Consider the following 16,954-nt stretch of genomic DNA (forward strand, 5'->3'; position numbering starts at 1 on the left):
ACAGCGATTAACGGAGCGGGCGCGCAAAAGGTTACGCGGTCCTGTCAGTTTTGACGCACGGCCCGAAGCGTCACGCCTGGCCGTGGAATCCGCTGCAGTCGAACTCGACGCCGGGCCCGAACAGCCGCCGGAAACGGTCGATGACCGCCTCCGACGGGCGGCGGGTGATTACCACGATCTTGGGCGGCGCCGGGTGCGCCCGGGTGAGCAGGCCCCGCCGGAGCAGGTGGTGCACCGCGACGTCCGCAGGCGGCATCGAATAGCCGATGATGACGAGGCGCCGCGCCCGCCGCACCGCCTCCAGAGCGTGCTCGAACACCCGGGTGAGCCGGCCGGGCGAGTAACGCTTCAGCCACGTCGGCGAGATCACCACCCCGGCCAGGCGGCGGCTCCCGCACCGGGCGCAGGCGAGGCCGGACGAGCGGGGCAGCAGGTGGGCCACCTGCTCCCGCAGGGCGGCGACGTGATCGCACGCCGGGCAGTGCACCCAGTTCAGCGATCCGTGCAGCTTCAACAGCAGCGGACCGGACGGCTCCCCCGGCTCCAGGCCGTAATCGGGCCGCAGCCCGGCCGCCCGGAGCGCGTCGTCCAGCAGCGTGTCGTAGTTGAGGGAGAGCAGGGCATAGCTGCCCGGGTCCCGGGCGGACAGGGACCGGGCGAACCGGGCGTGGGGACCGGCGTCGGGCCGCTGGCGGTCCCGCACCGCGTCCAGCACGGAGCAGACCAGGTGCTCCAGTGCCTGGCGGACGCGGTAGAGCCGGGGCGGATCGTACTCCGGCCCCAGCCCCTGGTCCGCGTGCAGCGACCAGTCCACCAGGCTGATCACCTCGTCCAGGGACGGCAGGTGCCGGAACGCCTCAGGACCGCTCACCGGACGCTGAAACACGGCCCCGAGGAAATCCCAGACCTCCTGCACCAGGGGATCGAAGCGGGGACCCAGATCCCGCCAGGCCATGGGGAAGAGATCGCGGGTGGCCGGCGCGCCCTCGGCCGCGGAGGCGCCGGCGCCGAACAGATACACATCCATGGGGCATAGTCTGCCCGTCCGCGGGGCAATCCTGCCCAATGGAGGTGCTTTCCTTGCCGCGTCTGCCAGAACGCGTCCTCGCCGTGCTTCCGTACACCGGGGCGATCCGCCTGCCCCTGACGATCCGGGCGGTGCCGGACTGGCTCTACACGGTGCCTGCAGGGCTCCTCCTGGCCTGCCTGCTCTGGATCGGCGCCCGGGGCCGCTCGCCGTTTGTGGCGCACCACGCGCGCGCCGGCCTCGTCTGGGCCCTCCAGGCCAACGGGCTCCTGCTGGCGCTCTCGCTGCTGGCGGAGGTCTGGTACCGGGCCTGGTACCACACCGGCGTCCCCCTGCTGAACCAGGCCTGGCACCTGAACGCCGAGCTGTTCCGCTGGGCCGCCCTCCTCTGCACCCTGCTGACCGTGCTGGCGATGGGCCGGGCGGCCAAAGGGCAGACCGGCGATCCGCTCGGCCTGCCCCACCCGTCACTCGTCCGCGGGCGCGATGTGCATCTGGAAGGCTCTGAGGAAAGCCGGTGCTGAGATCCCCTCCAGATAGATCAGGTCTTTCTCCTCCTCGATCTTCCTGACCTTTACGACCTCACCGGCGCGGATCAGGTACTTCAGCGTGCCCGTATCCGGGTCGTGGATCTCGAAGTTGCGCACCAGCCTGTACCGGCGCCCGACCTCGGCAGTGTGCATCGGACTGTGGTCCCTCCTCGTCAACTGCATCACCGGCATCATCTCAGGTTGTCAATTCTACTGCAGCGGTCAAATCTCCTGGCAGGCCCGGCACACCCGCCGGCTTGCCGGGAAGTGACGCGGGGCAGCAGCCGCCGTGCTGCTGCCCCGCAGGTTCCTGACGGGGAATCTCCCGCCTACTTCAGCGCCTCGCGCACCAGGTCGACGATCTCCCAGGGGAGGGCGGCCACCTTGACGCCTGCGGCGGTGAGGGCCTCCACCTTGGACCCGTAGGTGCCCCGGTTGCCCTCGATGATCGCGCCGGCGTGGCCCATGCGCTTCCCGGGCGGCGCGGACTTGCCGGCCAGGTACGCCACCACCGGCTTGCGCACATGCTCCTTGATGTACTCCGCGGCCAGCTCCTCCTGAATGCCGCCGATCTCGCCGACCATGACGATCGCCTCGGTCTCGGGGTCGGCGTTGAAGAGCTCCAGCGCATCGACGAAGTTGGTGCCGATGACCCGGTCGCCGCCCATGCCGATGACCGTGGTCTGGCCGTAACCCGCGTTGGACAGGTTGTAGGCGATCTCATAGGACAGGGTGCCCGAACGGGCCACGATGCCGACCGGGCCGGGCTTGTAGATGTGGTTGGGCATGATGCCCATCTTGACCTTCTCGCCGGGCGAGATGATGCCGAAGGTGTTGGGCCCGATGACCCGCACGCCGTGCTGCCTGGCGTAGGCCATGATCTCCATGGTCTCCTGGGTCGGCACGTGCTCGGGGATGAGCACCAGCACCTTGATCCCCGCGTGGATGGCCTCGAAGGCGGCGTCCTTCACGCCGGGCGCGGGGACGAACATCACGGAGGCGTTGGCCCCGGTCTTCTCCACGGCCTCGTGGACGGTGGCGAAGACGGGCACGCCGTGGACCTGCTGTCCCGCCTTCTTGAAGTTGACGCCGCCGACGATGTTGGTGCCGAAGGCCAGCATCTGGCCGGTGTGGAACTGCCCCTGGGAACCTGTGATGCCCTGAACAATGACGCGCGTGTTCCGGTCGATGATGACTGCCATGCTTCTCTACGCCCCCTTGCCGTACGCGGCCTCGACCGCGGCCTTCGCCGCCTCGCCCATGTCGGTGTACGCCTGGATGCCCGCCTCGGCCAGAATCTCCCGGCCGCGCACGTCGTTGGTGCCCACCATGCGGACGACCAGCGGCACGTCGATCCCCTTGGCCTTCTTCACCTGGACGATGGCCTCCGCCACCAGGTCGCAGCGGGTGATGCCGCCGAAGATGTTGACGAAGATGGCCTTGGGCTTGGTGCCCAGGAGCGCGTCAAAGGCCTGGGCCGTGGGCTCCACGCCGGAGCCGCCGCCGGCGTCGAGGAAGTTGGCCGGACGGCCGCCGTAGTAGGCCAGGGTATCGAGGGTGCCCATCGCCATGCCGGCCCCGTTGGCCATGACGGCGATGTCGCCGTCCAGCTGGACGAAGGCAAGGCCGATGGCGCGCACCTTCTTCTCCAGCTCGGTGCCCTCCTCCACCCGCGGGAACTCGGGATGGCGGAAGAGGGCGTCATCCTCCACGTTGAAGCGGCCGTCGGCGGCGATGAGCCGCGTGCCGTTATCGGTCAGCGCGAGCGGGTTGATCTCCACCAGCTCGGCGTCGTACTTGCGGAAGGCCTGGTACAGCCCGATCAGGATCTTGGTGAACTGATCGGCCAGGTCGCCGGTGAGGCCGATCTTGCGGGCGATCTCGCGGGCCTGGAACGGCATCAGCCCCGTGGCGATGTCGACGTGCTCGAAGACGATCTTGTCGTGCGGGACCGACTCGATCTCCACGCCACCGTACGCGGAAGCCATGATCAGCGGCTTCTTGGCCATGCCGTCGAGGGTGATCGAGACGTAGTACTCCTTCTCGATCTTGATCTGGGGGTCGACCAGGACCTTGTCCACGATGTACCCCTTCAGGTTCATGCCCAGGATCTCCCGGGCCCGCTCCCGCGCCTCCTCGGGCGTGTTGGCCAGCTTGATGCCGCCGGCCTTGCCGCGGCCGCCCACCAGCACCTGCGCCTTGATGGCGCACGGGCCGATCTTGCGCGCGGCTTCCTCCGCCTCTTCAGGCGTGGTGCAGACAATGCCGTTTCCCGTGGGGACGCCGTGCTCCGCGAACATCCGCTTGGCCAGATACTCGTACAGCTTCATCCGCCCACCTCCACGTGATTGGGATCGATGGCGTTCCGGGACCAGTACGCTCCCGCGAATTCTACCACAGATACCCTGGGTTTGGAAATCGCATGGACCGTCAAATATATGGGTAAAATGAATGCTTACGCCCGAAGGAGCCGGGCCCGCCCCGGGCTGCTCGCATCCTGTCCCTCCGGTAGCATGCCCGCCCGTCCCGTCCTTCGCACGAGAAGAGGCCCCGGCCGCTCAACCGAGCCGCCGGGGCCTGACAGCACCTGCGCTTATTCAGAGGCCACGGGGGGCTTCGGCTTCACCATGGCGTCGGGCTTCACCCACTGGGACTGCCCGGCGAAATACTGGTCGCCGCCGTAGGCGTCGTTGATGCAGATGGTGGGGAACTCCCGCACCCGCAGGCGGCGGATGGCTTCCGCACCCAGGTCCTCGTACGCGATGACCTCCGCCTCCTCGATCTTGCGGGCGAGCAGCGCCCCGGCGCCGCCGGTGGCCACCAGGTAGGCGCCGCCGTACTGCTGTAGCGCGGCCTTCACCTCATCGCCGCGGTAGCCCTTGCCGATGACGAGCCGCACGCCCTGGCGGAGCATCTCGGGCGTGTACTTGTCCATGCGGTAGGACGTGGTGGGGCCGGCCGAGCCGATGACCTGGCCGGGCTTGGGCGGCGTCGGCCCCACGTAGTAGATCACCGCCCCCTCGGGGTTGAAGGGCAGCGGCCGCCCGGCGGCCAGGTCCTCCACCATGCGCTTGTGCGCGGCGTCACGGGCCGTGTAGATCTCGCCGGTGATGATCACCTCGTCGCCGGCGCGGATCTGCCGCACCTGCTCGGGGGTGATGGGCGTGGTCACGTGGATCCTGGCCATCAGAGCGTCACCTCCTTGTGCCGGTGGCTGTGGCACTCGATGTTGACCGCCACGGGCAGCGCCGTGATGTGGCAGCCCATGACCTCGATGTGCACGGCCAGCGCCGTCACGGTGCCGCCGAGCCCCATCGGGCCGACGCCCAGCTTGTTGATCTCCTCCAGGAGCTCCTGCTCCCGGGCGGCCCAGTCGGGGTCGGGATGGTGCGAGCCGACCTCGCGCAGAAGCGCCTTCTTCGCCAGCAGGGCGCACTTGTCGAAGTTGCCGCCGACGCCCACGCCGACGATGAGCGGCGGGCAGGCGTTGGGACCCGCCGCGGCCACGGTCTCCACGATGAACCGCTTGGCCCCTTCCCAGCCGGCTGACGGCGGCAGCATGCGAAGCTGGCTCATGTTCTCAGAGCCGCCGCCCTTGGTGTCGACCTTGATCTTCAGCTTGTCGCCGGGCACGATGTCGACATAGATCATCGCCGGCGTGTTGTTGCGGGTGTTGACCCGCTTGATAGGGTCGTTCAGCATCGACATGCGCAGCCGGCCCTCGGTGTAGCCCCGGGCGACGCCCCGGTTGACGGCCTCGTACAGGTCGCCGCCCACCAGGTGCACGTCCTGCCCGATCTCCAGGAAGACCAGTGCGACGCCGGTGTCCTGGCACATCGGTACCTGCTCGGTTTCGGCGATGGTGTAGTTCTCCACGATCTGCAAGAGCACGGTCTGGCCCACCGGGGCCTCCTCCAGCGACTGCGCCTGCGACAGCGCCCGGACCACGTCATCCGACAGCTTGAAGTTCGCCTCTTGCACCAGGCGGGCGACGGCGTCGGCCACCTGGTCTACGTGAATCTCCCGCACGTCTTCCTCCTCCTCGAGCGCCCGGGTCTACCCCATTGTATACAGGGGTGAATTTCAATCCTACCACCACTCTAGCAAATCCAACGGCTTAAGTCAGCCCCAAAGTATTTCGGTTATAGGTATTTCGTGACACGAAAGCGCTCGTCCATAGGTCAAAAGGTCTCGTAATCGTGGTTGAGCAGGGGCTTCAGCTGCTGCGGAGGCTCCACCTCCATGGTCCCGTTCTGCAGCTCACGCCCGTTCTGGTCGCGGATCACGTACTGGATGGTGGCCCGCTGCGACTCCGGGTGAAGCGCCACGACCTCCAGCTCCGCGGTCACCTCGTCGCCGATGCGGGGCGGGTGCAGGAGCCGGTAGCTGTGCGCGTGGGTGATGGACCCGAGCCCCGGCAAGACGGCGGCCACGGCCCCCATCGCAAACCCCGCCAGCATGTTGGCGGGCACGATCGGGTGGCCGTAGGTGGTTCGCCCGGCGTAGGTCGCGTCGCCGTAGAGCGGGTTGAGATCTCCCGACAGGCTCATGTACTGCAGCACATCCTGCTTGCTCACCTTACGGCTGTACGTCGCCTTCTGACCCACGTAAAGCTGGTCAAAGCTCATCCCCAGGTCGTCCCAGAACAGGCTCATGCGATCACCCCTTTGCCAACTTCACGACTAATAATAACACGCTGAATTGATCAATGCAGCCGTGCGTCGGCCAGCGCGCATACGGTACGGCCGCCGGGACCCCGTCGTTGCCGGCCGGACAACTCCTCTGAAACGTCATCCGAGCCCGAGCCCGTCGAATATTGCGAAGGGGGTGGCACAGGTGAACCGTTCCCTGTCAGGCCGGCTGGCCCTGGCCGCTGCGCTGCTCTGGGGGATCGCCGCCGCGGCGCCCGGCAGCGCCCTGGCGACGGCTTCTGCGGAGGCGGCCCGGGCGGCCGTTCCGGGTCAGGCCCTCGCGGCGGCCGCGACGCCCGTCCCCGAACTCGACCCGGACGAGGCCACCCAGGCGGCCCGTCGGATCCTGGCCGACCGGGTGAGCGTCTACCTCTTCGACATGCTCGAAGGGATGGGGTTTGCCAGTGTGGAGGAGGCGCGGAAAGCGACGGTGGCGGATCCGCTTCCGGTCTCCGCCCTGGACAGCGAAGCGGTGGCCCGCGGCGCCGACACGCTGGCGGAGGCCCTGCGCAGCCTCGATCTGGTGACGTTCGTCGTCTCCGGCGGCGGACGGCCGATCACACAGCTCACGCTGAAGCGGGACGACGCAGGGTACCGTTTCGTTGAGCTCGGCGGACCCGGCGCGGACCTTCACGAGGGGCTGTCCCTGCTGCCCGCCCGTTCCGGCGCCCGGCTGGTGGGCTACGGGCCGCTGGACTTCTTCTACCTGCGCCACGGGGAAACGGAGTACCTGGTGTACCTGAGCTGGATGGAGATCCCCGGCATCGAATCCGGGCGGCTCTACACCTACGAGCAGGTCCGGGCCGACCTGCAGAGGTTTGTGGCCCGATGCCGGCGCAACACCCGCCCGGACCAGACGGGCTTCTGCCCGCCTGACCCGGAGCCGGTTCATCCCGCTGCACTGGCCGTGGCGGCGGCCGGCGCGCTGGGGCTCGCCGGCGCCTGCGTCCATACTTTCCGCCGCATCGCCCGGATGTGAGCGGGGCCATGCCTGCACGGCATGGCCCCGTTCGCTTTAAGTTTCTAGAGCTTCATCCCGATGGCCCGTGCCGTCGTCTGCACGGCGCGGCTGAACAGGGCCACCCGCTCGTCATCGAACCGGTTCACCGGACCCGAGATGGCCAGCGCGGCGACGCACCGTCCGGCGCGGTCGATGACCGGCGCGGCCACGGAAGCCACGCCCTCTTCCCGTTCCTCCAGGCTCAGGGCCCAGCCCTGCGCCCGGGCTTCGGCCAGCCGGGCCTCCAGCTCGGCCCGGTCGAACCCCGGGGGCAGCTGTTCATCGAGGATGCGCGACCGTACCTCCGGCGGGCACCAGGCCAGCAGGATCTTGCCGGACGCGCCCAGGTAGAGCGGCAGCCGCTCACCCAGCCCGACCACGCGGCGCACCGTCAGCGGGCCCTCCGCACGCTGCACGCGCACCCGCTCCGATCCGTCGCGGACGTAGAGGCTCACGGTCTCCTGCGCCAGGTCCCGCAGCTGCAGCATCTCGCCCAGGGCGATGGTCGGCAGGTCGCCGGAGGAGAGGTACACCTGGGCCAGTTCCAGCGCCTTCAGCCCCAGGTGGTACCGGCCGGTCGCCTCGTCGCGGCGCACGAAGCCCCGCGACTCCAGCGCCGCCAGGATCCGGTGCACGGTGGACTTGTACAGGCCCAGTTTCTCCGCAATCTGGGTCACGCCCAGGCCGCCCCGCTCGCCGGCGAAGCAGAGCAGGACGTCCAGGGCGCGCTCCACGGACCGGATGGTTTGTCCCTCTTCCCTCAGCCATCTCCCTCCCCTCTGAGGGAGTCGCCCCGAAAGCGGACGGTCAGCCCACCCCGGCCGCCTCCGGACCCGACTGCATGCCTTTGGCGCGAACGGGTCTCCAGCTCCCCGCCCCCGCCGGTGGAACAGTGACCTCGCTCCCCATTCTACCACAGTACGTTCCACCAGCGGGAACGCCGTTCCGCACTAATTGATTGAATTCTCGCGGGAGATTGATCGCGCTTTACGATCGATCAGCGCACCTGTCCGGATCCCAGCACCACGTATTTGTACGTCGTCAGCTCGGCCAGCCCCATCGGCCCCCGCGCGTGCAGCTTCTGAGTGGAGATGCCGATCTCGGCGCCGAAGCCGAACTCGCCGCCGTCGGTGAAGCGCGTGGAGGCGTTGTGGTAGACCGCCGCGGCATCCACCGACCGCAGGAAGTGGCCGGCCGCCGCCGCGTCGGCGGTGATGATGGCCTCCGAGTGGCCCGTGCCGTACCGGGCGATGTGCGCGAGGGCCTCGTCCAGGCCGCCCACCACCTTCACCGCCAGGCAGAGGTCCAGGTACTCCGCCGCCCAGTCGTCCTCCGTGGCCGGCTCCACCGCTGTCCCGACACCAGGCCCGGAGGCAGCCCCGGCACCGTACCCGGCCCCATCCTGGGCGTCAGGCCGGGCGGCTGCCCGGGCTCCCGCTTCCTGCAGCAGCGGCAGGGCCTCGGGGCAGGCCCGCAGCCGCACCCCGGCCGCAGCCAGCGCCGGCCCCACTTCGGCCAGGAACTGCGTGGCCACCTCCCGGTCCACCAGCAGCGTTTCGGCGGCGTTGCAGACGGCGGGGTTGGAGCACTTGGCGTTCAGGACGATCTCCCGGGCCATGGCGAGGTCGGCGGCCGCGTGGACGTACACGTGGCAGACCCCCGTGCCCGTCTCGATCACCGGCACCTGCGACTGCTCCACCGTGGCCCGGATGAGGCCCGCGCCGCCCCGGGGGATCAGCACGTCCACCAGCCCCCGGGCCGCCATCAGCGCCTGGGCCGCCTCCCGGGAGGAGGGCAGCACCTGGGCCAGCTCGACCGGCAGCCCCGCGGCCCGGAGCCCCGCCGCCATCGCCTCGCCCAGGGCGGCGTTGGAACGGGCCGCCTCCTTGCCGCCCTTCAGCAGCACCGCGTTGCCCGCCTTCAGACAGAGGACGGCCGCGTCCACCGTGACCCCGGGGCGAGACTCGTAGATGATCCCGACGACGCCCAGCGGCACGCGCACCCGCTGAATGCGCAGCCCGTTGGGCCGGATCCATGCCTCGGGCTCCGCCGCGAGCGGGTCCGGCAACCCGGCCACCGCCCGCACGCCGCGGATCACCCCCGCCAGCTTCCCCTCGTCCAGCCGCAGCCGGGCGATCATCGGGCCGGGCAGGCCGGCCGCCTCCGCGGCGGCGAGATCCGCCCGGTTGGCCGCCACGATCTGTTCGGCCTGCGCCTCCAGGGCGCGGGCGATCGCCTCCAGCGCTGCGTTCCGCTCCTCCGCGGCGGTCAGTTCCAGCCGCCGCTGGGCCGCCCGGGCCTGCCGGGCCATGCTCCGCACGTCCACTGCCTACCCCTCCCGAATGAATAATGTGCCGATCTCCTCACCGGCCATCACCCGCCGCAGCACGTCCCGCCGCTCACCGCAGGCCAGGACCATCGGAATGCCGTGGTCGGCACAGATGCGGGCGGCCGCGATCTTCGTCACCATGCCCCCCGTGCCGTTCGCGCTGCCGGGCCCGCCGGCCATGCGGTCCAGGTCGTCGTCCGGCGAGACCACAGAAAGCGGTGCGAGCCCCGGGTGAAACTGCGGGTCCGCCGGGTAGAGGCCGTCAACATCGGAAAGCAGGATGAGGAGGTCCGCGCGCACCAGCGCGGCCACCCGGGCGGACAGCGTGTCGTTGTCGCCGACCCGGATCTCCTCGCTGGTGACCGTGTCGTTTTCGTTGACGATGGGGATCACGCCCCATTCCAGGAGCCGCTCCATGACCTGGGCTGAGGACGCCCGCCGGTTCGGGTCCTCCAGGTCCTCCCGGGTGAGCAGGACCTGCCCCACCACCAGTCCGTACTCGCCGAAGAGCTGCTCGTAGCGCTGCATCAGGAGCCCCTGGCCCACCGCCGCCAGGGCCTGCTTGGCCGCCACCTCCGCGGGCCGCTCGGTGAGGCCCAGCCGGCCGAGGCCGGCCCCGACCGCGCCGGAGGTGACCAGGATGACCTGCCGCCCCTCGAAGTGCAGGTCGGCGATCTGGCGCACCAGCGCCTCCATGCGGCCAAGGTGCAGGTGGCCGCCAGGATGGGTCAGCGTCGATGTACCCACTTTGATCATGATCCGCTTGCACTGCCGCAGACGCGTACGCAACCCCGCCGCCTCCCGATCAGGTCGTTCAAATAAAATCACCCCGTCCATGCCGGACGGGGTGTTCTCCCGTGGTACCACCAGCCTGAGCCGCGGGTGTCTGCCCGCGCGCCCACTCATTCCGCAGCGCCCGAGTCCAGGCGCCCCCGGGGATAACGGGCCGGGCTTCCCGGGACGGCTCATCGCCGCCAGCTCCGGGATGGGTTCGAAGGCCAGCGCCCAGCCGGGCTTGCACCACACGGCCCGGCTCTCTGCGTAGGGCTGGTGCCCTTCTACTGGTTCCCTTCATCGCCTGAAGTATTAGCCACGATTATATCGGGGTTTGCGGCGGGTGTCAACTCCAGCAGCGACTCGACCTCTGCACCTTCCAGCCGCTCCCGCTCCAGCAGGGCCGCAGCCAGCCGCTCCAGCGCAGGCCGGCGGGCCGCCAGCAGGGCCAGGGCCGCTCCGCGGGCCTCGTCCACCAGCGCCCGCACCGCCCGGTCCGCCCGCCGCCGGGCGTCCTCCCCCTCGGCCTCGTCCTGGAGCCGCAGCGGACCGATCTCCGGGTGCATGCCCCAGCGGGTCACCATCGCGCGGGCGAGCCGGGTGGCCCGCTCCAGATCGTCCGCCGCGCCGGCGCTGGGCTCGCCCAGGGCCAGCTCCTCCGCCGCCCGGCCGGCCATCAGCTCCGTGAGCCGGTCCCGCAGGTCCCGCCGGCTGTGCAGGTACCGCTCCTCGTCGCGGTCCCGAAAGCGCGTGTGGCCGAACGCCCGCCCGTAGGGCAGCACCGACACCCGCACCAGGCTTCCCGGCCCCCGCAGGGCGAGGCCCGCCAGCGCGTGGCCGGCCTCGTGGTAGGCGGCCCGCACCCGGTCAGCCGCAGCGGCGCGCACCCGGCGGGGCGGTCCCCCGGTGGCCACCCGCTCCAGAGCCATCGCCACCTGCGACCAGCCGATCTCCCGCTCGCCCGCGCGCACCGCGAGCAGGGCCGCTTCGTTGAGCAGGTTGGCGAGATCCGCCCCGGTGAAACCGGGCGTCAGCCGGGCCACCTCCGCCAGGGCTACCGTCCGGCTCAGCCGCTTCTCCCGGGCGTGCACCGCCAGGATCTGCTCCCGCCCCTTCCGGTCGGGCGGGTCCACCGTCAGGTGCCGGTCGAACCGGCCCGGCCGGAGGATTGCAGGGTCCAGCACGTCCGGCCGGTTGGTCGCGGCCACGACGATGACCCCCTCGCCGCTCTCGAAGCCGTCCATCTCCACCAGCAGCTGGTTGACGGTCTGCTCCCGCTCCTCGGCGCCGCCGCTGAGGCTGACGCCGCGCCGGCGGGCCAGGGCGTCGATCTCGTCGATGAACACGATGCACGGGGCCGACTGGCGGGCCCGCGCAAAGAGCGCCCGCACCCGGGCGGCGCCGGTGCCCGCGTATACCTCCACGAACTCGGAGCCGGACGCGGAGAAGAACGGCACCCCCGCCTCGCCGGCCAGGGCGCGGGCCAGCAGGGTCTTGCCCGTCCCCGGGGGACCGGAGAGCAGGATGCCCCGGGGGATGCGGGCGCCCATGGCCGCATACCGCTCCGGCTCCCGCAGGAAGTCGATGACCTCCTGCAGCTCCGCCTTCACCTCGTCCAGCCCGGCCACGTCCTGCAGGGTCACCTCGCCCCGGCCCGTCCGGTAGAGGTGCGCGGGGCTCTGCTCCATCGTCAGCAGCCCGCCCCTGCCGCCCGCGGGGCGGCGGGTCACCCAGAGAATGGCGCCGAGGATCAGGAGCGGCGGCACCAGACGGAGCAGCATCCGGGGCAGCGCCCAATCCGCCGGCCGGGCGTACTCCACCCGCACGCCGTACTGCATGAGGAGGGCCGGCAGGCGGACATCGGCCGGGGGCAGGATCACCACCCGGGTCGAACCGTCGCGGTAGGCCGCCTCCAGCCGCTGGCCGGTGATGCGCGCGTGCGCGACCCGGCGCGCCTGCACGTCCCGGACAAACTCGGTATAGGCCACCTCCGGGACCTCCAGTGCCGCGGCCGGCCGCCCGATCAGCAGGGCCGCGAGGAGCAGGGCCGCCCCCGCCCACCACCGCACCACCGCCGGCATCGACTCACCTCCCGCTCGGCGCCGTCTCCCCTCTATACACGGAGAGGGCCGCCATCAGGTTCGGTCTGCTTCCGAATCCTATTCGGCCGGCCCGTCCAGCGTGCCTGGAAGCGGGCGGCCCGCCCGGGGCATGCACGGTCATGTGCCTGCAAGGTGGGTCGCGCCAGGGGTAGGTGGAAGGAACTGAATGTTTAGATGATGTATTCTTTCGAGTAAATGCCGCCATAAGGGGGAAAACGCCATTCGCAACACCACGCGCTTTCGGCGCCTCATGGAGGTGGGGCGCGCCACCATCGTCCCCGGTGTGCCCAACGCCATCCTGGGACGGGTTGTCGAGAACGCCGGGTTTGCCGCCCTGTTTCTGAGCGGGGCGGGAGTCTCCAACTGGGAACTGGGTCTGGCTGACTACGGTCTGGTGACCCTGACCGAACTGTGTGAAGTAACGGCCCGGGTGGTCTCGGCCGTCGGAATTCCCGTTCTGGTGGACGCTGATACCGGGTTCGGCGGGCCGCTGAACGTCATGCGCACCGTGAGGGAGCTGGAACGGGCCGGCGCCGCCGGACTGACCCTCGAGGATCAGATCTTCCCCAAGCGCTGCGGCCACTTCGCCGGCAAGGAGGTGATCCCGGCGGAGGAGATGGTCCAGAAGATCCGGGCCGCCGTCGACGCACGCACCGACCCTGACCTGGTGATCATCGCCCGCACGGACGCCATCGCCGTGGAGGGGCTGGACGCCGCCATCGAGCGGGCCCACCTCTACCGGGAGGCCGGAGCCGACGCGACCTTCATCGAGGCCCCGCCTGATGTGGAGGCGCTGCGCCGGATCGGAGGCCTGCCCTGGCCCCAGGTGGCCAACATGGTAGAGGGCGGGAAGACCCCCCTCCTGGGGAGAGAGGAACTCGCGGCCCTGGGCTTCGCCCTGGTCCTCTACGCCAACGCCATCCCCCGCGCCGCCCTGAAGGCCGCGGCGGAGGCCGCGCTCACCCTGGCCCGGCAGGGGAGCAGCACCGGGATCCCGATGGTCACCTGGGAGGAACGGCAGCGCCTGGTCCGGCTGCCGGAACTCCAGGAGCTGGAGCAGAGGTACAAGGCTTGAAAAGGGGGCGCCCCGTCCGATGAGCACATCGGGCGGGGCGCCCGTCCTTCATTCGTCATACCACCGCCTGCGCCAGCACGGCGGAGAGGTCCTTCACCTCTTCGAGATGCCACAGCGCATCCAGGAGGCGCTCCTGCTGCCGCTCGGTGAGCAGCGGCGCCGCCAGCTCCCGGAACTTCTGCTCCACCATGGCGTCCGGCATGGGGTTGTTGGGATGCCCCAGGGCGTAATCCTCCCGTTCGGCGATGACCCGACCGTCCTTCAGCACGACCTCGATCCGGGTGGGGATCCCGTCCGGGTACTTGGCCGTCAGCTCCGGATCCTCGACCACGGTGATCCGGTCCAGGTAGGCCTGAATGTAGGGGTCAGCGATGCGCTCCGGGGCAAACTGCGCCTGGGTGATCGTGCCGTCGATGAGGGCCGCGGCCACGCAGTACGGCATGCTGTGGTCCGCCGTCTCCCGGCTCTTGGGCCGCCACTTCTCCGGCTCTCCGCCGATGATCTCCACCGCCGCCTTGAACGTGTGGACGCGGATCGCCTCCACCTCCTCGTGCCGGAGGCCGTGCTGAGCCCGCATCTGCAGGATCAGTTCGATGGCGGCCTGGGAGTGGTACTCGGCCGGGAAGTGCTTGATGTAGGTTCGGTCGATCATGAAGTCATCGTTCTCACCACCCAGGGCCGGCAGTTCAAAGGGTCCTGACACCTGCTTCATGAAGCCCATGACTCCCTCGAAGATGGGAGCCGGACCGGTCATGCCGTGCTTGGCGAGAAGGGCGGCAAAGACGCCGTTCCGGGCGGCGTTGGCAAAGGCTGCGCCCTTCCACATCGAGAGCTCTCCGGCCCGGGTCTGGCGCAGCGCCACATTAGGGGTAGCGGCGAGGCCCAGGGTGTGGACGAGGGCGGGGACGGAAAGCGACATAAGTTTGCCGGCGAGAAGCGCCGAGGAGAGGGCGCCGTACGTGACGTGGTCCCAGCCCCGGCTGCGGATGGACGCCGCGTCGCAGAGCCGGCACTGGATCTCGTAGCCCAGCACGATCGCCTCAATCAGGGCGCGGCCGTCGCGCCCCTCGCTCTCGGCCACCGCCAACGCCGCGGCGATATTGTCGCTGGGGTGGGCCGGCTCCAGCGAGAGGTAGGTGTCGTTGTAGTCCAGATAGCGGATGGCCAGCCCGTTGGCGAAGGTCGCCAGGTCCGGTGCGGTGCGCAGCGAGGTGCCAAAGACGGTGGCGGACGGGTGGCCGCCGAGCTCCCGCGCGAGGGCCCGGGCGATCTTGGGTGGCTCAGCCGTGAAGGCGCCCAGGGCGCAGGCCAGGGAGTCGATCACCCGGCGTTTGGCCTCGTGGCGGGTCTTCTCGGGGATGGCGTCGTAGGTCAGGTTGGCGGCATAGGTGGCCAGCCGCTCAGCCAGAGTGGGCATGGGCATTCTCCTTTCCATTGCGACGCTTGTTTCGGATGCGGGCGATCACGGTGGGCACGACCAGCGCGGCGACCGACAGGGCCAGGATGACCGCGGATATCGGCCGGGTGACGAAGATAGCAGGATTGCCCCTGGAGATGATCAACGCCTGGCGGATCGTCTGCTCGAGCATGGGGCCCAACACCAGCGCGAGAACCATCGGCGCCGGCGGGAAGCCCAGGGCGCGCAACAGCACGCCCACCAGTCCCAGGCCCAGCAGCAGGAACAGGTCGAACGGGTTGTTGGAGAGGGCGTACACGCCGATGAAGGAGAGAACCAGGATCAACGGCAGCAGCAGCGCCTTGGGCACGTCCAGGATCTTCACGAAGAGCCGGATCATGGGCAGGTTCAGAATGAGCAGCAGGATATTGCCCAGGTAGAGCGAGGCGACCAGGCCCCAGAAAAGCTCCGGGTGATTCGGGATCAAAAGAGGCCCTGGCTGCAGCCCAAACATCATCAGGGCGCCCAGCATGACAGCCGTGGTGCCGGACCCGGGCAGGCCCAGCGTGAGGAGCGGGACCATCGCGCCGATGGCCGCCCCGTTGTTGGCCGCTTCAGGTCCGGCGACGCCCTCGATGGCTCCCTTGCCGAACTTCTCAGGGTTCTTCGAGAGGTTGCGCTCCAGCCCGTAGCTGATGAAGGAACTGGTGGAGGCGCCGACGCCGGGCAGGATGCCCAGGAAGAAGCCCAGGAGGCCGCCGCGGAGCATCGGTATGGCTGCCTTCTTCAGATCGTCGCGGGTGGGGTAGACGCTGCCCCTGAGGGCGACCCGCTGGGCCAGCACTGCCTCTCCCGCCTCCCAGAGCACCTCGGTTATGGCGAACAGCGCCAGCGAGAGGACGAGGAAGTCAATCCCGTCCGACAGCGAGGGCATGCCAAAGGTGAAGCGCAGCGTCCCGGTCTGCAGGTCGCGCCCCACCGTGCCCAGCATCAGCCCCAGCACCATGCTGATCAGCGCCTTCACCATCGTGGCGCCGTCCTCGGCGAAGCCGGAGACGGTGGTGAGGCCGAGGATCATCAGGGCGGCGTACTCGGCCGGCTGGAACCCGAGGGCCCAGCGGGCCAGCGTCGGGGACATGAGCATCATGAACATGATGCCGAGGGTGGCGGCGATCCAGGAACCGATGGCGGCCACGCCCAGGGCGCTTCCGGCCCGCCCCTGCCGGGCCAGCTGGTACCCGTCCAGCGTGGTGACCACCGACGAGGACTCGCCGGGGGTGTTCAGCAGAATCGAGGTGGTGCTGCCGCCGTACATGGCGCCGTTGTACACCCCGGCCATCATGATCATCGCAGTGAGGGGATTCAGGCTGAAGGTGACCGGCAACAGCAGGGCCACGGCGCTGATGGGTCCGAGGCCGGGAAGCACGCCGACCACCGTGCCGGCCAGGACGCCCAGGAAGGCAAAGAGGAGGTTCTCCGGTCGGAGTGCAGCGGCAAAGCCGTCTGCCAGTAGTTGCAGGATCTCCATGCGCTACCCTCCCAGCCACGGCAGAATTCCGGCCGGCAGCGGAACGGCGAGCAGGCGGACGAAGGCGTAGTAGGTGCCGACCGAGAAGCCGGCGGCCACGAGAAAGGCCGCCGCCCAGCGCCGCCAGCCCAGCACTGCCGCCCCGGCCATGATGAAGGCGGTCGTGGACACGACGAAGCCGAGGGGCTGCAGCAGCAAGGCGTAGAGCAGCATGAGCAGGGCAATGATCGCCGGCGGGCCCAGCCGCTCGGGCAGGCGGAGGACGGTCTGGCCCCTGAACCAGAGCAGGACGGACAGGACAAAGAGGACGATCCCGATGGTGACGGGGAACACGTGCGCGTCAACCACCGTGGACATCTGGAAGCGCGGAAGCCGCCAGGCGGCCAGCGTGTACAGGAGCGCGAGCAGCATCAGCGCGGCGGATACCGCCCGGTTCACAGCAACACCTCCTGTGAATGGTTGGCGGGAGGCAGGGCGCGCCTGCCTCCCGGTCGTGCAGGCG

Annotated in this window: 17 protein-coding genes; 3 read left to right on the forward strand and 14 right to left on the reverse strand. The window is 69.7% G+C overall.

Annotated features, from left to right (window positions below; genetic code table 11):
* Positions 1–70 precede the first annotated feature (70 nt).
* The gene (locus ACZ5UM_RS00190) at positions 71–1,027 is read right to left on the reverse strand and encodes an SIR2 family protein (protein WP_464845982.1); all 957 of its coding nucleotides are present in this window, start codon (positions 1,025–1,027) and stop codon (positions 71–73) included.
* Between the two features lie 53 nt (positions 1,028–1,080).
* Between ACZ5UM_RS00190 and ACZ5UM_RS00195 the strand changes: the two genes are divergently transcribed.
* Complete coding sequence (locus tag ACZ5UM_RS00195) at positions 1,081–1,551, forward strand: hypothetical protein (protein WP_464845984.1); 471 nt, start codon at positions 1,081–1,083, stop codon at positions 1,549–1,551.
* Here ACZ5UM_RS00195 and ACZ5UM_RS00200 read toward each other — a convergent pair.
* From ACZ5UM_RS00200 to ACZ5UM_RS00225, 6 genes are all read right to left on the reverse strand, one after another.
* Complete coding sequence (locus ACZ5UM_RS00200) at positions 1,495–1,710, reverse strand: hypothetical protein (protein ID WP_464845986.1); 216 nt, start codon at positions 1,708–1,710, stop codon at positions 1,495–1,497. The two genes, ACZ5UM_RS00195 and ACZ5UM_RS00200, sit on opposite strands and share 57 nt — an antisense overlap.
* A 176-nt stretch (positions 1,711–1,886) precedes the next feature.
* Entirely contained in the window at positions 1,887–2,759 is an 873-nt protein-coding gene (gene sucD, locus ACZ5UM_RS00205; protein WP_464845989.1) for a succinate--CoA ligase subunit alpha, read from the reverse strand.
* 6 nt (positions 2,760–2,765) lie between these two features.
* Positions 2,766–3,887, reverse strand: coding sequence for an ADP-forming succinate--CoA ligase subunit beta (gene sucC, locus ACZ5UM_RS00210; RefSeq protein ID WP_464845992.1), 1,122 nt, complete (start codon positions 3,885–3,887; stop codon positions 2,766–2,768).
* Between the two features lie 263 nt (positions 3,888–4,150).
* The gene (locus ACZ5UM_RS00215; RefSeq protein WP_464845997.1) at positions 4,151–4,744 is read right to left on the reverse strand and encodes a Fe-S-containing hydro-lyase; all 594 of its coding nucleotides are present in this window, start codon (positions 4,742–4,744) and stop codon (positions 4,151–4,153) included.
* Positions 4,744–5,586 carry a fumarate hydratase gene (locus tag ACZ5UM_RS00220; protein WP_464845999.1) on the reverse strand — a complete coding sequence of 281 codons (843 nt, stop codon included), beginning with the start codon at positions 5,584–5,586 and terminating at the stop codon, positions 4,744–4,746. Before ACZ5UM_RS00220 ends, ACZ5UM_RS00215 begins: the two co-directional genes overlap by 1 nt.
* A 152-nt stretch (positions 5,587–5,738) precedes the next feature.
* Entirely contained in the window at positions 5,739–6,212 is a 474-nt protein-coding gene (locus ACZ5UM_RS00225; protein WP_464846002.1) for a MaoC/PaaZ C-terminal domain-containing protein, read from the reverse strand.
* Between the two features lie 181 nt (positions 6,213–6,393).
* Here ACZ5UM_RS00225 and ACZ5UM_RS00230 point away from each other — a divergent pair, with 181 nt between their 5' ends.
* A complete protein-coding gene (locus ACZ5UM_RS00230; protein WP_464846004.1) occupies positions 6,394–7,227 on the forward strand; it encodes a hypothetical protein in 834 nt (277 codons plus the stop codon).
* 44 nt (positions 7,228–7,271) lie between these two features.
* Here ACZ5UM_RS00230 and ACZ5UM_RS00235 read toward each other — a convergent pair whose 3' ends face one another.
* The 4 genes from ACZ5UM_RS00235 to ftsH all read right to left on the reverse strand — a co-directional run bounded on the left by ACZ5UM_RS00235 (position 7,272) and on the right by ftsH (position 12,432).
* Positions 7,272–7,982: an IclR family transcriptional regulator gene (locus tag ACZ5UM_RS00235; RefSeq protein ID WP_464846005.1), complete on the reverse strand. Its 711-nt coding sequence runs from the start codon at positions 7,980–7,982 to the stop codon at positions 7,272–7,274.
* A gap of 263 nt (positions 7,983–8,245) precedes the next feature.
* The gene (locus ACZ5UM_RS00240) at positions 8,246–9,574 is read right to left on the reverse strand and encodes a glutamate-5-semialdehyde dehydrogenase (RefSeq protein WP_464846007.1); all 1,329 of its coding nucleotides are present in this window, start codon (positions 9,572–9,574) and stop codon (positions 8,246–8,248) included.
* Positions 9,575–9,577: 3 nt separating this feature from the next.
* Positions 9,578–10,366: a glutamate 5-kinase gene (gene proB / locus ACZ5UM_RS00245; protein ID WP_464846009.1), complete on the reverse strand. Its 789-nt coding sequence runs from the start codon at positions 10,364–10,366 to the stop codon at positions 9,578–9,580.
* A 269-nt stretch (positions 10,367–10,635) separates the two neighbouring features.
* The gene (gene ftsH, locus ACZ5UM_RS00250) at positions 10,636–12,432 is read right to left on the reverse strand and encodes an ATP-dependent zinc metalloprotease FtsH (RefSeq protein WP_464846010.1); all 1,797 of its coding nucleotides are present in this window, start codon (positions 12,430–12,432) and stop codon (positions 10,636–10,638) included.
* Positions 12,433–12,703: 271 nt separating this feature from the next.
* On the opposite strand from ftsH, the gene ACZ5UM_RS00255 reads away from it, so the two are divergent.
* On the forward strand, positions 12,704–13,528 hold the full coding sequence (locus ACZ5UM_RS00255; RefSeq protein WP_464846011.1) for an isocitrate lyase/PEP mutase family protein: 825 nt from the start codon (positions 12,704–12,706) through the stop codon (positions 13,526–13,528).
* Positions 13,529–13,583: 55 nt separating this feature from the next.
* On the opposite strand, the gene ACZ5UM_RS00260 is transcribed toward ACZ5UM_RS00255, so the two are convergent.
* Genes ACZ5UM_RS00260 through ACZ5UM_RS00270 form a run of 3 tightly spaced genes read right to left on the reverse strand, consistent with a single transcriptional unit; the run spans position 13,584 to position 16,890 of the window.
* Positions 13,584–14,945 (reverse strand): MmgE/PrpD family protein, encoded by a 1,362-nt coding sequence (locus ACZ5UM_RS00260; RefSeq protein ID WP_464846012.1) that lies wholly within the window; start codon positions 14,943–14,945, stop codon positions 13,584–13,586.
* A complete protein-coding gene (locus ACZ5UM_RS00265) occupies positions 14,929–16,452 on the reverse strand; it encodes a tripartite tricarboxylate transporter permease (RefSeq protein ID WP_464846015.1) in 1,524 nt (507 codons plus the stop codon). The genes ACZ5UM_RS00260 and ACZ5UM_RS00265 overlap by 17 nt, the downstream gene beginning before the upstream one ends.
* A gap of 3 nt (positions 16,453–16,455) precedes the next feature.
* Complete coding sequence (locus tag ACZ5UM_RS00270) at positions 16,456–16,890, reverse strand: tripartite tricarboxylate transporter TctB family protein (protein WP_464846017.1); 435 nt, start codon at positions 16,888–16,890, stop codon at positions 16,456–16,458.
* Positions 16,891–16,954: the final 64 nt, after the last annotated feature.

Source organism: Symbiobacterium ostreiconchae (assembly GCF_055396975.1).

Bases quoted from the DNA above. Each gene is read 5' to 3' on its own strand.
- sucC (WP_464845992.1), bottom strand. From the start codon at position 3,887: ATGAAGCTGTACGAGTATCTGGCCAAGCGGATGTTCGCGGAGCACGGC.
- ACZ5UM_RS00190 (WP_464845982.1), bottom strand. From the start codon at position 1,027: ATGGATGTGTATCTGTTCGGCGCCGGCGCCTCCGCGGCCGAGGGCGCG.
- ACZ5UM_RS00200 (WP_464845986.1), bottom strand. From the start codon at position 1,710: ATGCACACTGCCGAGGTCGGGCGCCGGTACAGGCTGGTGCGCAACTTC.
- ACZ5UM_RS00260 (WP_464846012.1), bottom strand. From the start codon at position 14,945: ATGCCCACTCTGGCTGAGCGGCTGGCCACCTATGCCGCCAACCTGACC.
- sucD (WP_464845989.1), bottom strand. From the start codon at position 2,759: ATGGCAGTCATCATCGACCGGAACACGCGCGTCATTGTTCAGGGCATC.
- ACZ5UM_RS00255 (WP_464846011.1), top strand. From the start codon at position 12,704: ATGGAGGTGGGGCGCGCCACCATCGTCCCCGGTGTGCCCAACGCCATC.
- ftsH (WP_464846010.1), bottom strand. From the start codon at position 12,432: ATGCCGGCGGTGGTGCGGTGGTGGGCGGGGGCGGCCCTGCTCCTCGCG.
- ACZ5UM_RS00225 (WP_464846002.1), bottom strand. From the start codon at position 6,212: ATGAGCCTGTTCTGGGACGACCTGGGGATGAGCTTTGACCAGCTTTAC.
- ACZ5UM_RS00265 (WP_464846015.1), bottom strand. From the start codon at position 16,452: ATGGAGATCCTGCAACTACTGGCAGACGGCTTTGCCGCTGCACTCCGA.
- ACZ5UM_RS00215 (WP_464845997.1), bottom strand. From the start codon at position 4,744: ATGGCCAGGATCCACGTGACCACGCCCATCACCCCCGAGCAGGTGCGG.